This window comes from Streptomyces sp. f51 (genome assembly GCF_037940415.1).
Taxonomy (GTDB): domain Bacteria; phylum Actinomycetota; class Actinomycetes; order Streptomycetales; family Streptomycetaceae; genus Streptomyces.
In genome coordinates this window covers 1901426-1917042 of the sequence record NZ_CP149798.1, presented here as the reverse complement: position 1 = coordinate 1917042, position 15617 = coordinate 1901426, and the positions used below count along the sequence as shown (strand labels likewise).

At 71.7% G+C, this 15617-nt stretch carries 10 protein-coding genes; 3 read left to right on the top strand and 7 right to left on the bottom strand.

Annotation, left to right across the window (positions count from 1 at the left end):
* Nucleotides 1-53 precede the first annotated feature (53 nt).
* The 5 genes from aceE to WJM95_RS08505 all read right to left on the bottom strand — a co-directional run bounded on the left by aceE (nucleotide 54) and on the right by WJM95_RS08505 (nucleotide 9150).
* Nucleotides 54-2753, bottom strand: a complete 2700-nt coding sequence (gene aceE / locus WJM95_RS08525; protein ID WP_339128966.1) for a pyruvate dehydrogenase (acetyl-transferring), homodimeric type — start codon at nucleotides 2751-2753, stop codon at nucleotides 54-56.
* Nucleotides 2754-3049: 296 nt separating this feature from the next.
* The gene (locus tag WJM95_RS08520; RefSeq protein ID WP_339128965.1) at nucleotides 3050-3673 is read right to left on the bottom strand and encodes a GntR family transcriptional regulator; all 624 of its coding nucleotides are present in this window, start codon (nucleotides 3671-3673) and stop codon (nucleotides 3050-3052) included.
* Nucleotides 3674-3992: 319 nt separating this feature from the next.
* A complete protein-coding gene (gene sucB / locus WJM95_RS08515) occupies nucleotides 3993-5774 on the bottom strand; it encodes a 2-oxoglutarate dehydrogenase, E2 component, dihydrolipoamide succinyltransferase (RefSeq protein WP_339128964.1) in 1782 nt (593 codons plus the stop codon).
* Between the two features lie 145 nt (nucleotides 5775-5919).
* The gene (gene lpdA / locus WJM95_RS08510) at nucleotides 5920-7308 is read right to left on the bottom strand and encodes a dihydrolipoyl dehydrogenase (RefSeq protein ID WP_339128963.1); all 1389 of its coding nucleotides are present in this window, start codon (nucleotides 7306-7308) and stop codon (nucleotides 5920-5922) included.
* Between the two features lie 315 nt (nucleotides 7309-7623).
* Nucleotides 7624-9150 carry a leucyl aminopeptidase gene (locus tag WJM95_RS08505; RefSeq protein ID WP_339128962.1) on the bottom strand — a complete coding sequence of 509 codons (1527 nt, stop codon included), beginning with the start codon at nucleotides 9148-9150 and terminating at the stop codon, nucleotides 7624-7626.
* A gap of 346 nt (nucleotides 9151-9496) precedes the next feature.
* Between WJM95_RS08505 and WJM95_RS08500 the strand changes: the two genes are divergently transcribed.
* Together WJM95_RS08500 and pelF are read left to right on the top strand one after the other, a co-directional pair.
* The gene (locus WJM95_RS08500; RefSeq protein ID WP_339128961.1) at nucleotides 9497-11527 is read left to right on the top strand and encodes a hypothetical protein; all 2031 of its coding nucleotides are present in this window, start codon (nucleotides 9497-9499) and stop codon (nucleotides 11525-11527) included.
* A gap of 120 nt (nucleotides 11528-11647) precedes the next feature.
* Complete coding sequence (gene pelF, locus WJM95_RS08495; RefSeq protein WP_339128960.1) at nucleotides 11648-13171, top strand: GT4 family glycosyltransferase PelF; 1524 nt, start codon at nucleotides 11648-11650, stop codon at nucleotides 13169-13171.
* 179 nt (nucleotides 13172-13350) lie between these two features.
* On the opposite strand, the gene WJM95_RS08490 is transcribed toward pelF, so the two are convergent.
* Entirely contained in the window at nucleotides 13351-14145 is a 795-nt protein-coding gene (locus WJM95_RS08490) for an adenosylcobinamide-GDP ribazoletransferase (protein WP_339128959.1), read from the bottom strand.
* A gap of 60 nt (nucleotides 14146-14205) precedes the next feature.
* On the opposite strand from WJM95_RS08490, the gene WJM95_RS08485 reads away from it, so the two are divergent.
* Nucleotides 14206-14973 carry a hypothetical protein gene (locus tag WJM95_RS08485; protein ID WP_339128958.1) on the top strand — a complete coding sequence of 256 codons (768 nt, stop codon included), beginning with the start codon at nucleotides 14206-14208 and terminating at the stop codon, nucleotides 14971-14973.
* Here the strand turns inward: WJM95_RS08485 and WJM95_RS08480 are convergent.
* Complete coding sequence (locus tag WJM95_RS08480) at nucleotides 14910-15611, bottom strand: hypothetical protein (protein ID WP_339128957.1); 702 nt, start codon at nucleotides 15609-15611, stop codon at nucleotides 14910-14912. The genes WJM95_RS08485 and WJM95_RS08480 overlap by 64 nt on opposite strands.
* Nucleotides 15612-15617: the final 6 nt, after the last annotated feature.

The window sequence follows — 15617 nt, the reverse complement described above, 5'->3', positions numbered from 1 at the left end:
GGGAAGGGGCACGGCGTCCGCCGTACCCCTTCCCCGTGGTCATGCCTCGGGCACTACAGGCCGTAGCGCTCCCGGGCCTCCTTCACCGCCGACGCCTTGACCTCACTGCGGCGGGCGAGCTGCGCCAGCGCCGCGACGACGATCGACTGCGCGTCCACGCCGAAGTGGCGGCGGGCCGCCTGGCGGGTGTCGGAGAGACCGAAGCCGTCGGCGCCGAGCGAGGACCAGTCCTGCTCGACCCACTGCGCGATCTGGTCCGGGACCTGGCGCATGTAGTCGGAGACCGCGAGCACCGGGCCCTCGGCGCCCTGGAGCGCCTGGCGGACGAACGGCACCCGCTCCTCGCCGCGCAGCAGGGCCGCGTCGGCCTCCAGCGCGTCACGGCGCAGCTCGGTCCAGGAGGTCGCGGACCACACGTCGGCGGCCACACCCCACTCCTCGGCGAGCAGCTTCTGCGCCTCCAGCGTCCAGTGGATCGCCGTGCCGGAGCCGAGGAGCTGGATGCGCGGGGCGTTCGCCGCCGCCACGTTCAGGCCCGCCGACTCCGCCGTGTTGAAGCGGTACAGGCCCTTGACGATGCCCTCGTCGACACCGGCCGGCTTGGCGGGCTGCGGCATCGGCTCGTTGTAGACGGTCAGGTAGTAGAAGACGTCCTGGTCCTCGCCCGGGGCCGCCTCGCCGTACATCCGGCGCAGACCGTCCTTGACGATCGCGGCGATCTCGTACGCGAACGCCGGGTCGTAGGACAGCGCCGCCGGGTTCGTCGCCGCGATGACGGGGGAGTGGCCGTCGGCGTGCTGGAGACCCTCACCGGTCAGGGTCGTACGGCCCGCCGTGGCACCGACCAGGAAGCCGCGGCCGAGCTGGTCGCCCAGCTGCCACATCTGGTCGGCCGTGCGCTGCCAGCCGAACATCGAGTAGAAGATGTAGAAGGGGATCATCGTCTCGCCGTGCGTGGAGTACGCGGTGGACGCGGCGATGAAGTCCGCCATGGAGCCGGCCTCGGTGATCCCCTCGTTGAGGATCTGGCCGTCCTTGGCCTCCTTGTAGTACATCAGCTGGTCGCGGTCGACCGGCTCGTACGTCTGGCCCTTGGGCGAGTAGATGCCGAGCGACGGGAAGAGCGACTCCATACCGAAGGTACGGGCCTCGTCCGGGACGATCGGCACCCAGCGGCGGCCGGTCTCCTTGTCGCGGACCAGGTCCTTGACGAGACGGACGAACGCCATCGTCGTCGCCACGTTCTGCGAGCCGGAGCCCTTGTCGAAGGACGCGAACGCCTTGTCGGCGGGGGCGGGCAGCGGGGCCACGGCGTGCGTGCGGCGGGCCGGGGCCGGGCCGCCGAGGGCGGCGCGGCGCTCCTGGAGGTAACGGACCTCGGGGGAGTCGGCGCCGGGGTGGCCGTAGGGGACCACACCGTCGACGAACTGGCTGTCGGAGATGGGCAGTTCGAGCAGATCACGCATCTGCTTGAACTCGTCCGTGGACAGCTTCTTCATCTGGTGGTTGGCGTTCTTCGACGCGAAGCCCGGGCCGAGGGTGTGACCCTTGACCGTCTGGGCCAGGATCACCGTCGGCGCGCCCTTGTGCGCGAGGGCCGCGCGGTAGGCCGCGTACACCTTGCGCGACTCGTGGCCGCCGCGCGAGAGGTGGAAGCACTCCAGGATCTTGTCGTCGCTCAGCAGCTTCGCCATCTCGGCGAGCGCCGGGTCGGAGCCGAAGAAGTCCTGGCGGATGTAGGCGGCGTCGCGGGTCTGGTACGTCTGCACCTGGGCGTCGGGCACCTGGCGCAGGCGGCGGACGAGCGCGCCCGTGGTGTCGAGCTGGAACAGCTCGTCCCAGGCCGAGCCCCACAGCGACTTCACGACGTTCCAGCCGGCGCCGCGGAACTGGGCCTCCAGCTCCTGCACGATCTTGAAGTTCGCGCGGACCGGGCCGTCGAGGCGCTGGAGGTTGCAGTTGATGACGAAGGTCAGGTTGTCCAGACCCTCGCGGGAGGCCAGCGCGAGTGCCGCGGTCGACTCCGGCTCGTCCATCTCGCCGTCACCGAGGAACGCCCACACGTGGGACGCGGAGACGTCCTTGATGCCGCGGTTGGTGAGGTAGCGGTTGAAGCGGGCCTGGTAGATCGCCGACAGCGGGCCGAGACCCATGGAGACGGTCGGGAACTCCCACAGCCAGGGCAGGCGGCGCGGGTGCGGGTACGACGGGAGGCCGTCGCCGCCCGACTCCTGGCGGAAGTTGTCCAGGTGCTGCTCGCTCAGCCGGCCGTCGAGGAAGGCGCGGGCGTAGATGCCGGGGGAGGCGTGGCCCTGGATGTAGAGCTGGTCGCCGGACCCGTCACCCTCCTTGCCCTTGAAGAAGTGGTTGAAGCCGGTCTCGTAGAGCCAGGCCGCGGAGGCGAAGGTGGCGATGTGGCCGCCGACGCCGTGCTTCGCGCCCCGGGTCACCATCGCGGCCGCGTTCCAGCGGTTCCACGCGGTGATCCGGGTCTCCATCGCCTCGTCGCCGTCCACGGAGGGCTCGGCGGCGGTGGGGATGGTGTTGACGTAGTCGGTCTCGAGCAGCTTGGGCAGCGCGAGACCGTTGCCCTCGGCGCGCTCCAGCGTGCGGCGCATCAGGTACGCGGCACGGTGCGGCCCGGCCGCCTGGGTGACGGCGTCCAGGGAGGCCTGCCACTCGGCGGTCTCCTCGGGGTCGCGGTCCGGGAGCTGGTCGAGCTCGCTCGGCTGGATTGCGGTGGGGTCGGTCATTGCGCCGCCTTCCGGATGCGGAGGGGGGTTCCCTCATCGGCAAGGGGTTTTCGGGGTGTGCCCTTGGTCTATGGCAGGACAGGGCGACGGGCTCTTGTGGGAGCCCGTCGAGGACTGTAACCCCCTGATCGATGATCGATCAAAGGAATCGGGGGGAAATCCTCTTCAGATCGGAAAGTCGGCACGGGGTGCCTTGCCGCCAGGCACCGGGTGCCGTGAAAAGCGGGGGTTTTCGCAGGTGGGAGCACGGTTGAGCGGGGGTGTGCTCCCCTGCGCCGACGACGTCGGCGACTCCCTCAGGCGCGCGGGGCGCAGCCGAGGACGTGGGCCTTCACGAGGTCGGCGATCAGCGGGTCGCGCCGCCGGAAGGCGTCCACGAGCGCCTCGTGCTCCTCCGCGTACGACTGCTGCACGGTCCCGAGCCAGCGGATGGACAGGGCGGTGAACACCTCGATGCCCAGGCCCTCCCAGGTGTGCAGGAGGACGGAGTTGCCCGCCGCCCTGACCAGCTCGCGGTGGAAGCCCACGGTGTGCCGCACCTGACCGGTCCCGTCCGCCAGCCGGTCGGCCTCGTACAGGGCCGTCACATGCGGTTCGAGGGCCGAGCAGTCCTCCGCCAGCCGCTCCGCCGCCAGCTCCGCCGCGATGGCCTCCAGGCCGGCTCGTACGGGGTAGCTCTCCTCCAGGTCGGCGGCCGTCAGGTTCCGCACCCGGACGCCCTTGTTCGGCGCCGACTCGATCAGCCGCAGCGACTCCAGCTCGCGCAGCGCCTCGCGCACCGGGGTCTGGCTGACCTCCAGCTCGGTGGCGATCCGGCGCTCCACGATCCGCTCGCCCGGCTTCCAGCGCCCGCTGACGATCCCCTCCACGATGTGCTCGCGGATCTGTTCGCGCAGCGAGTGGACGACGGGCGCGGTCATGAAAGCTCCTTTGGGAGGGGCGGCGAAACCCTCGTGGGCGTTTGACCTTTAGACAATAAGGCCGCCGCTGTGCCCGTGAGGGGCGCATGGCGGCGCTTTCCCGCAGGTGAGACGAGACTTACACGCTGTCAGAGTGTTCCCGGCCGTACGGGTTCGTACCGGGTGAAGTCCGGATTCGTGCCGTCGATGTGATCGCGGAAGGCGGGGCGCGACGGAAGAACGGCGGCCGGGGCGACCCCGGTGCCGTGGAAACACCTCACCCCCGCCCGGAGGTCCGGACGGGGGTGAGGTGTCTGCGTGCCGTTACGGGCGGCGCGGGTTACAGGCCGAGCTCGACCTCGAACTCGCCCGCCTCCAGGATCGCCTTGACCGCGGTCAGGTAGCGGGCGGCGTCGGCGCCGTCCACCAGACGGTGGTCGTAGGAGAGCGTCAGGTAGGTCATGTCGCGGACACCGATCACGGTGCCCTCCTCCGTCTCGATGACGGCCGGACGCTTGACCGTGGCGCCGATGCCCAGGATCGCGACCTGGTTCGGCGGCACGATGATCGTGTCGAAGAGCGCGCCGCGCGAGCCGGTGTTGGAGATGGTGAAGGTCGCGCCGGACAGCTCGTCCGGGGTGATCTTGTTCGCCCGGACCTTGCCCGCCAGGTCGGCGGTGGCCTTCGAGATGCCAGCGATGTTCAGGTCGCCCGCGCCCTTGATGACCGGGGTCATCAGGCCCTTCTCCGAGTCCACCGCGATACCGATGTTCTCGGTGTCGAAGTAGGTGATCGTGCCCTCGGCCTCGTTGATCCGGGCGTTGATGACCGGGTGGGCCTTCAGCGCCTGGGCGGCGGCCTTGACGAAGAACGGCATCGGGGAGAGCTTGACGCCCTCGCGGGCCGCGAAGGAGTCCTTCGCCTGCGCGCGGAGCTTCATCAGCCGGGTGATGTCGACCTCGACGACCGAGGACAGCTGCGCCTGCTCGCGCAGGGCCTTGACCATGTTGTCGCCGATGACCTTGCGGATGCGGGTCATCTTGACGGTCTGGCCGCGCAGCGGGGAGACCTCCAGGACCGGGGCCTTCTTGGCGGCGGCCGGAGCCGCGGCGGCCGGGGCCTGGGCGGCGGAGGCGGCCTTCGCGGCCTCGGCGGCGGCGAGGACGTCCTGCTTGCGGATGCGGCCACCGACACCGGTGCCCCTGACGGCGGCCAGGTCGACGCCGTTCTCGGCGGCGAGCTTGCGCACCAGCGGGGTCACGTACGCGCCGTCGTCACCGGCGGTCGCGGCGGGCGCCGGGGCCGGGGTGACGGGGGCGGGCGCGGCCACCGGCGCGGGGGCCGGAGCCGGGGCGGCGGGCGCGGCCGGGGCGGCCGGCTGGACCGGAGCCGGGGCGGCGGCGGCCGGAGCAGCCGGGGCCGGAGCGGCGGGGGCCGGGGCCGGGGCGGCCGGAGCCGGAACGGCCGGGGCGGCGGGAGCGGCGGCGGCCGGGGCGGCACCGGGAGCCCCGATGACGGCCAGCTTCGCGCCGACCTCGGCGGTCTCGTCCTCGCCGACCACGATCTCCAGCAGCACGCCGGCGACCGGCGCGGGGATCTCGGTGTCGACCTTGTCCGTGGAGACCTCGAGCAGGGGCTCGTCCTCCGCGACCTCCTCGCCGACCTGCTTCAGCCAGCGGGTGACGGTGCCCTCGGTGACCGACTCGCCCAGTGCGGGCAGCACGACGTCGGTGCCGGAGGCGCCACCGGCCGGAGCGGCCGGAGCGGCGGCGGGAGCGGCCGGAGCCGGGGCCGCGGGGGCCTCGGCGACCGGGGCGGGGGCGGCCGGGGCCGGGGCCGGAGCCTCGGCGGCGGCCGGAGCCGGGGCGGCGGCGGGCGCGCCTGTGCCGTCGTCGATGACGGCCAGCTCGGCGCCGACCTCGACGGTCTCGTCCTCGGCGACCTTGATGGACGCCAGGATGCCGGCGGCGGGGGAGGGGATCTCGGTGTCGACCTTGTCCGTCGACACCTCCAGCAGCGGCTCGTCGGCCTCGACGCGCTCGCCCTCGGCCTTCAGCCAGCGGGTGACAGTGCCCTCGGTGACGCTCTCACCGAGTGCCGGAAGGGTTACGGAAACCGGCATGGTTTCTGTTGCTCCTTATTGGGTCTCCCCTGCTCGGCCGGGGCCGAGAGCTCGGGGAAGTGCGGAAGTCTGTGGTCGTCGTCGCGCCACGCTCGACGCGGTGACTGGTGACGGCCGGCGGCCGGGGCGACCCGGCCGGGACCGATCAGTCGTGCGCGTGCAGCGGCTTGCCCGCGAGGGCGAGGTGGGCCTCGCCGAGCGCCTCGTTCTGCGTCGGGTGGGCGTGGATGAGCTGGGCGACCTCGGCCGGCAGCGCTTCCCAGTTGTAGATCAGCTGGGCTTCGCCGACCTGCTCGCCCATGCGGTCGCCGACCATGTGGACGCCGACCACGGCACCGTCCTTCACCTGGACGAGCTTGATCTCGCCCGAGGTGTTGAGGATCTTGCTCTTGCCGTTGCCCGCGAGGCTGTACTTCAGGGCGACGACCTTGTCCGCACCGTAGATCTCCTTGGCCTTGGCCTCGGTGATGCCCACGGAGGCGACCTCGGGGTGGCAGTACGTCACGCGCGGGACGCCGTCGTAGTCGATCGGGACGGTCTTCAGACCGGCCAGCCGCTCCGCGACCAGCATGCCCTCGGCGAAGCCGACGTGCGCGAGCTGGAGCGTCGGGACGAGGTCGCCGACGGCGGAGATGGTGGGCACGTTCGTGCGCATGTACTCGTCGACCAGGACGTAGCCGCGGTCCATCGCGACGCCCTGCTCCTCGTAGCCGAGACCGGCCGAGACCGGGCCGCGGCCGACGGCGACGAGGAGGACCTCGGCCTCGAACTCCTTGCCGTCGGCGAGGGTGACCTTGACACCGTTCTGGGTGTACTCGGCCTTCGAGAAGAAGGTGCCCAGGTTGAACTTGATGCCGCGCTTGCGGAACGCGCGCTCAAGGAGCTTGGAGGAGTTCTCGTCCTCGACCGGGACGAGGTGCTTGAGGCCCTCGATGACCGTCACCTCGGCACCGAAGGACTTCCACGCCGAGGCGAACTCGACGCCGATGACGCCGCCGCCCAGGATGATCGCGGACTGCGGCACGCGGTCCAGGACGAGCGCGTGGTCCGAGGAGATGATGCGGTTGCCGTCGATCTCCAGGCCCGGCAGCGACTTCGGCACGGAGCCGGTCGCGAGGAGCACGTGGCGGCCGGTGATCCGCTGGCCGTTCACGTCGACGGAGGTCGGGGAGGACAGACGGCCCTCACCCTCGATGTACGTCACCTTGCGGGACGCGATGAGACCCTGGAGACCCTTGTACAGGCCCGAGATGACCCCGTCCTTGTACTTGTGGACGGCGGGTACGTCGATGCCCTCGAAGGTGGCCTTGACGCCGAACTGCGCGCTCTCGCGGGCCTGGTCGGCGATCTCGCCCGCGTGCAGCAGGGCCTTCGTGGGGATGCACCCGCGGTGCAGGCAGGTACCGCCGACCTTGTCCTTCTCGATCAGGGCGACGTCCAGGCCCAGCTGCGCTCCGCGCAGGGCCGCGGCGTAACCGCCGCTACCGCCGCCGAGGATCACTAGGTCGAAAACGGTGCTGGCGTCGTTCGCCACGTCACGTCCTCCATGCATGTGCGCCGTTACGCCGGGCACCTTCGTCCCTTGCGGGTGGTTGACCGGTCGGTCGGCTGGTGTCCGGCCGCTCTTTCTACGGCCCTGTGGTGGGGGCCCTGTCCTGCCGAGAACCCATCTTCGCACTTGTCGAGGGCGAGCGAGACGCCGGGCCGGTGTGTGCGGCGTCTGATCCATCACGTCGACGGGGTGCGGAGCGGGGTGAACCTGCGGATTTCGTCGAGGGCGAAACCTCCGTTCGGCCAAACGAGCGGCCCCGGGCGCGTGGACGCCCGGGGCCGTGTGCCGTACGAGGGCTCAGCCCAGGTCGCCCGCCGCCGTCAGCTCGGCGAGACGGACCAGGGTGCGGACCGCGGAACCGGTGCCGCCCTTGGGGGTGTAGCCGAACGGGCCGGCCTCGTTGAACGCGGGGCCCGCGATGTCCAGGTGCGCCCAGGTGATGCCCTCGCCCACGAACTCGCGCAGGAACAGGCCGGCGACCAGGCCGCCGCCCATGCGCTCGCCCATGTTGGCGATGTCGGCGGTGGGGGAGTCCATGCCCTTGCGCAGGTGCTCGGGCAGCGGCATCGGCCAGGACTCCTCGCCGACCTCCTCGGCGGCCTCGACGATCGCGGCACGGAACGCGTCGTCGTTGGCCATCACGCCGAAGGTGCGGTTGCCGAGTGCCAGCACCATCGCGCCGGTCAGCGTCGCCACGTCGACGATCGCGTCGGGCTTCTCCTCGGACGCCTTCCACAGCGCGTCCGCCAGGACGAGGCGGCCCTCGGCGTCGGTGTTCAGCACCTCGACGGTCTTGCCGCTGTACATGCGCAGCACGTCACCCGGACGGGTGGCCGAGCCGGACGGCATGTTCTCGGCGAGCGCGAGCCAGCCCGTGACGTTGACCTCGAGGCCCAGGCGCGCGGCGCTGACCACGGCGGCGAACACCGCGGCGGCGCCGGCCATGTCGCACTTCATCGTCTCGTTGTGGCCGGCCGGCTTGAGCGAGATGCCGCCCGAGTCGTAGGTGATGCCCTTGCCGACGAAGGCGAGGTGCTTCTTGGCCTTGGAGGAGGTGTACGACAGCTTCACCAGGCGGGGGCCGGCGGCCGAGCCGGCGCCGACGCCGAGGATGCCGCCGTAGCCGCCCTTGACCAGGGCCTTCTCGTCGATCACCTGCACCTTGACGCCGTACTCCTTGCCGACCGCGGTGGCGACGGCGGCGAAGGACTCCGGGTTGAGGTCGTTCGGCGGGGTGTTGACGAGGTCGCGGGCGCGGTTGAGCTCCTCGGTCACGGCGGTGGCGCGCGCCAGGGCCGCCTTGTACGCCGCGTCCCGGGGCTTGCCGCCGAGCACGGCCACCTCGCCGAGGGGACCCTTGCGGCCCTTGGCGGCCTCGTCGCGGCCGGCCTCCTTGTAGGCGTCGAAGCCGTACGCGCCCAGGCGGGCGCCCTCGGCGACGGCACCGGCGTCGGCGGCGTCCGAGACCGGCAGCGCGAACGCGGCCTTCTTGGCGCCGGCGAGCGCGCGGGCGGCGACACCGGCGGCGCGGCGCAGTGCCTCCGCGTCGTAGCCGGCCTCGTCCTCCGGGACCGCTCCCAGGCCGACGGCCACCACGACGGGGGCCTTGAAACCGGACGGCGCGGGGAGCTTGGTCACCTCGCCCTCGGAACCGGAGGCTCCGAGGGTCTCCAGGATTCCGGCGAGCCCGCCGTCGTACGCCTTGTCCACGGCCTCGGCGCCCGGTGCGACGACCGGGCCCTTGGGGCCCTTCGCGACACCGACGACGATCGCGTCGGCCCGCAGACCGGACGCTGCGGCGGTGCTGAGAGTGAGAGCAGTCACGGTGGTGAGATCTCCGCTTCCATTGAAAGTTCGTGTGGCCGAGAGAGGTGGGTCGACCGGGCCCGACGGCTGACCCTAGATCCGTCCTCGGGGGCGGTCCCTGGCGGGGCCCCCCGAAGGGCCGGGCCAGTACCCGGGACGAGCCTACGCTCGGGGCCCGCGTTCGCTCATTTCTACGGACGTTCACCCACAGGTGGCGCCGTCCATGATTCCCGCCCCTCACTCCCGGTGACCTGGGACACACTCATCGTGTTCAGTGGGCACGCCGCCCACTGCTTTGCACGATTTCCACAGATTCCCCATGGTTTCCACCCGTGGGGGATGCTCGAGGGGGAGAAAGCTACATATGGCACAGAGTCTGCTTCGGTGGAGAGGGACGGCTGCCGTCCTGGGGGCCGCCGGACTACTGGCGCTGGGCATGGGGGCACCGGGTGCGTCCGCGGCGGTCACGCCGCGGATCGATCTCAAGGTCCTGGTCGTGGACAACGGCGCGGGCCAGGTCGGAGCCATCACCGCGGAGCTGAAGAACGAGGGTGTCCCGTACACCACGGTCGACCTGGGCGACGCGAACCGCCCGACCATCAACGCGACGTTCCTGAGCGACACCGTGGGCGGCGTCCCGCGCGCCAAGTACCAGGGCGTCGTCCTGCCGAACGAGGCACCCTTCGGCGCGGGTTCGGCCGAACAGACCGCCCTGGAGGCTTACGAGAAGACATTCGGCATCCCTCAGGTCGACGCCTACACCTGGGCCCACCCCGAGGTCGGTCTCGACTACACCGACCAGAACGGCGGCTGGTCCGGGGTGCTGGACGGCCAGACCACCCAGGTCACCGCGGCGGGCACGACCGGCCCGTTCCGCTACCTCGACGGACTGCTGACCTTCGAGGACAACGACCCCGCCGTCCCGGAGACCTACGGCTACGCGGCCCACCCGAGGGACGGGTTCACCAGCTACCTGAACGCGCCCTCCGGCGGTTCCATGCTCGGGCAGTACGAGCACGACGGGCGCCGCGAACTCGTGGTGACCTTCGCCTACAACCAGTACCAGAAGCAGTTCAAGGTCCTGGCGCGCGGCATCGTCGACTGGCTCACCCAGGGCGTGCACCTCGGCCAGGCCAGGAACTACTTCTCCGTCCACGTCGACGACGTCTTCGCCTCCGACGCCCGCTGGGACTCCCAGCGCAACTGCACCCCGGGCGACATCGACTGCGCGGGCAGCGACGGCCGTGACTCCACCACGCCGATCCGGATGACCGCCGCCGACGCCGCCTACGCCGCCCAGTGGGAGGCGGACCACGGGTTCACGCTCGACATGGTCTTCAACGCGGGCGCGGGGGAGGAGTGGAAGTCCGAGAACGGCGGCACCGACGCCCTCACGGACCGGCTGCTCGCCGACAAGGCCAAGTTCCGCTGGATGAACCACACCTACACGCACCTGTTCCTCGGCTGCGTCCAGGACACCACGACCGTCCCCTGGACCTGCTCGAAGAACGCCGACGGCTCCACGAAGTGGGTGAGCCGGTCCGACATCTCCGCGCAGATCTCGGACAACAACAACTGGGCGGCCTCGCACGGCCTTTCCACCGACCGTACCGAGCTGGTGACCGGCGAGCACTCGGGTCTCAAGACGCTGCCCCAGCAGCCCGTCGACAACCCGAACCTCGCGCGCGCCCTGTCCGCGAACGGCGTCAAGTGGACCGGGTCCGACAACTCCCGTGAGCCCGAGCAGCGTTCGGTCGGCAACGGCGTGATGACCGTCCCCCGCTACCCGATGAACATCTACTACAACACGGGCACGCCCGAGGAGATGGCCGACGAGTACAACTACATCTACACCTCCAAGGCCGACGGCGGCAGCGGCGTGTGCGAGAACAGCGCCACGTCCACCTGCCTGCCGGCTCCACTGGACACGGCCACCGGCTACGCGGACTACATCGTCCCGACCGAGGCGCGCACCGCGCTCGGACACGCCATCGGCAACGACCCGCGTCCGCACTACGTCCACCAGGCCAACCTGGCCGAGGGCCGCGTCCTGTACCCGGTCCTGGACAAGGTGCTCGCCGACTACAAGGCGATCTACGCGGACAACGCCCCGTTGCAGAACCCCCGTCAGAGCGCCATCGGCACCGAGCTCCAGCGCCGTACCGACTGGCAGACGGCGCTGGCGAGCGGCAGGGTCACGGCCTACCGCGTCGGCAACAAGGTCACCGTCACCGCCCCGAACGGGACGCAGATCCCGGTGACCGTGCCCGAGGGGACCACGAAGCAGCTCACGCTCGGCACCGCCGCGTTCGGCACCCCGTACGCGGGTGAGCGCAACGACTGGACCACGCCGGAGCTCCTCCAGTCCGCCGTCAAGCTGAACCTGCCCGCCTAGGCGCGCACCACCGCGGCTCGCGACGCGCACCCCGGCCGGCTCCGGCCGGGTGCGCGTCCGAGCTGTGCGACCGGGAGCCGGGGGGCTCTCCGGAGGAACAGTCCCAGGGGGGAACCGCGCATGATGCGCACCGGCCGTCATGTCACCATGCTCACCGAAGGCACCTATCCCCATGTCCACGGCGGGGTCAGCACCTGGTGCGACCAACTGGTCAAGGGCATGCCGGAGGTCGACTTCCACATCGTCTCGCTCACCGGCAGCGGCCGCGAACCCGTGATCTGGGAGCTGCCGCCCAACGTCTACCGGCACACCCGCGTCCCGACCTGGGGACCGCGCCCCGGCCGCGGGCGCCCGCCGACGGGCCGCGCCCAGCGCCGGTTCGCCGAGATGTACGAACGCTTCCTGCTCGCGATCCTCGACCCCGACTCGGCCGAGGACTTCGGCGACGCCCTGTACGAACTGGCCGTGCTCGCCCGCGACGGACGGCTGTCCGCGGCCCTGCGCGGCGAGTCGGCGCTGCGCTCGCTGATGTGGATCTGGACCATGCCGCATCTGCCGACGGCCGCCGCACGGCCCACCGTGCACGACGCGCTCACGGCCACCGACCTGCTGGAACACGCGCTGCGCCCGCTCGGCGTCCGCATCCCCGAGGACTCGGTCGCCCACGCGGTCAGCAGCGGCCTCGCCACCCTGCCCGCCCTGGCGGCGCACCACCTGGACGGGGTCCCGTTCCTGCTCACCGAGCACGGCATCTATCTGCGCGAGCGCTATCTGGGCTATCGCGGCAGCAGGCAGCGCCGGTCCGTCAAGGCGTTCATGCTCGGCTTCTACCGCGAGCTGAACTCCCTCGGTTACCGCGCCGCCGACCTCATCACCCCCTGCAACCAGTACAACCGCCGCTGGGAGGAGCGCGGCGGCGCCGACGGCGACCGGATCCGCACGGTCTACAACGGCGTCGACCCGCACGCCTTCCCGCACGCAGGACCCGAACCTGCCGTGCCCACCCTCACCTGGTGCGGCCGCGTCGACCCCATCAAGGACCTGGAGACGCTCCTGCGCGCGTACGCCTTGGTGCGTGCCGAACTGCCCGAGACCCGGCTGCGGTTGTTCGGGCCCGTGCCGCCCGGCGGGGAGGCCTACCGCACCGGCCTGGAGAAGCTCGCCGCCGAACTGGGCGTCACCGACGGGCTGACCTTCGAGGGCCCGATCACCGAGGTGTGGCGCGCCTACGCGGCCGGCCACGTCGTCATGCTGTCCTCCGTCTCGGAGGGTTTCCCGTTCTCGATCATCGAGGCCATGTCCTGCGGCCGTACGACGGTCTCCACGGATGTGGGCGGGGTCCGCGAGGCGGTCGGCGACACCGGGGTCGTCGTCCCGCCGCGCGAGCCGGAGAAGATGGCCGCCGCGGCGCTCGCCCTGCTGCGGGACGAGGAACGCCGCCTGGATCTGGGCGAGTCGGCCCGCCGGCGCGTCATCGACCGGTTCACGCTGCGCCGTTCCGTCGACGCGTTCAGAACCGTCTACCAGGAACTGGCGGACCGGTCCGCGGTGTACGAGCCCGCCGTGGAGACGGTCGGCGACTGGACCCTCGAACTGCGCGACCCCTGGTACCAATCCGCCGCCACGGACGGAGCCCACCGGTGAACGGCCCCCTGCGCACCCGGCCCGAGGCCCCGGCGGGGTCCACGGCGTGCCGGCCGGCGCGGCCGTAGAGGCGTCGGCCCGGGAGCGGGGGGCGGCACCGTCCTGCGCGGTACCGGCACGGGGGACTGTCCTGGGGCACCCTGCCCCACAGACGGGCCCCCGCCCCGTGAACGCGCCGGTCAGCCGAGGGAGAGCACCACGAGCGCGGTCGTCGCCGCCGTCTCCGCCAGGCCGCCGAACACATCGCCGGTGACCCCGCCGAACCGCCTGGTGCAGTGCCGCAGCAGCAGTTCGGCGGCCAGGCAGGCGAGGCCCACCGCCACCGCGGCCCGCACGATCTCGTACGTTCCGACGAGCGCCCCGGCGCCCGCCGCCAGGCCCGTCAGCGCCGCCGCCGCCAGCAGCGCCCCGCGCACCGGCACCGTGCCCGCGACCGCCGCGCCCAGACCCTCGGGGCGGGCCGGGGGCACCCCGGTGCGGGCGGCGAGCGTGAGGGCGAGCCGGGCCGCGGCCGCCGAGACGACGGCCGCGAGGACACCCCGGCCCCACGAGACCTCGTAGGCCTGCGCGAGTGCGGCCACCTGGGCGAGCAGGACGAACAGGAGGGTGATCACGCCGAACGGGCCGATGTCCGACTGCTTCATGATCCTCAGCGCGTCCTCGGCGGGCTTCCCGCTGCCCAGCCCGTCCGCGGTGTCGGCGAGACCGTCGAGGTGCAGGCCCCGGGTGAGAGCGGCCGGCACGGCGGCGGTGGCCACGGCCGCCAGCAGCGGGCCCGAGCCCATGGCCAGCAGCGCCACCCCCGCCAGCGCCGCACCCGCCCCGACCGCCAGACCGGCCAGCGGGGCGCACAGCATGCCGCCGCGCGCCGCGTCACGGTCCCAGCGGGTCACCTTCACGGGGAGCACGGTGAGGGTGCCGAAGGCGAAGCGCAGGCTGTCGGGCAACGAGGGCCCGGAGGCGGTCTTGGACATCGGCGCAGGCTACCCGGACGCCCGGAGGGCGGATACAGCGGCGCTGGATAAAGTTCACATATGGGTCATTGGTTGTATCGGAACATCGTCGAGCCCGGAAAGCTCCCCCTGTTTCTGGCGCTGGCCTCGTTCGTGGTGACCTTCGTGGTCACCCGGATCATCGTGCGGATGATCCGCGCCGGCAAAGGGCCGTTCGGCAACGTCAAGGCCGGTGATCTGCACATCCACCACGTGGTGCCCGGTGTCGTGCTCACGGTGATCGGCGGCTTCGGCGCGGTCGCCGGCAGCCGCTACGGATTCTGGCCCTGTGTGAGCGCGGTGGTGTTCGGCATCGGAACGGGTCTCGTGCTCGACGAGTTCGCCCTGATCCTGCACCTCGACGACGTCTACTGGAGCGAGGACGGACGCAAGAGCGTCGAGGTCGTGGTGGTCACGGCGGCCCTCGTCGGCCTGATGCTCAGCGGCTTCTCGCCCTTCGGCGTCAACGACGTCGGCAACCAGGAGGCGCAGGACCGGGCCAGCGCGATCGTGACGATCGTCCTGAACTTCTTCTTCGCGCTGCTCACCCTGAGCAAGGGCAAGACCCGCACGGCGATCTTCGGGGTGATCGTCCCCTTCATCGCCCTCGTCGGCGCCGTCAGGCTGGCCAAGCCCGCCTCGCCGTGGGCCAGGCGCTTCTACCGGAACCGGCCGCGGGCCCGCGCCCGGTCCAGACTCCGCTCCTACCGCCACGACCGCCGCTGGTCCGGCCCCACCCGCAGGGTTCAGGAGTGGATCGGCGGCAAACCCGACCCGGCGCCCGCCCGCTCCCTGCCCGAACGGCGGTGATGCGCCGCCGAGAGACAGCACACCACGAACACCGCGGCGATCGCCGCCAGGTGCTCCTTGCCCGCCAGGTTGTCCTTGACGACCACCTCGGCCACCATCGCCCCGATCACGATGCCCGCCGTCACGTACGCCCGGTAGCGCCAGCCGAGGAACACCGCGAGGCCCACCACGGCCGCCGACGGCCCGGTGTCGACGACCAGCGCGTCCGCCCCCGGCAGCCCCAGCGGACGGTGCGGGCCCAGCGCGATGCCGACGCGCGCGTACAGCGTCCCGGCCAGCGTGGCGACGTACGCGACGACGAGCGTGCGCCACCAGCCCAGACAGATCTCGGCGATCCCGAAGACGACGAGGATCTGCGCGAGCGCGCCCCACACCGGCAGATCCAGCGCGGGCACGAACAGCGAGAGCGGGGTGCGCAGCAGGGCGAGCCACAGCGGGTCCTCGGCCCGTACGGCGCCGGTGTTCTGCACGAACTGATAGCCCCAGGACTGGTTCTGGACGAACTGGAGGACGCCCGTCAGACACACCGCGCCGAGGGTCATCGGGACCGCGCGCCCGCCCCTCGCCCGCAGGGCCCGGCGCACGGTCGCGTACAGCAGACCCCACTCGGCGCGGGCCCAGCGGGCGAGTGTGCTCATCCGGTC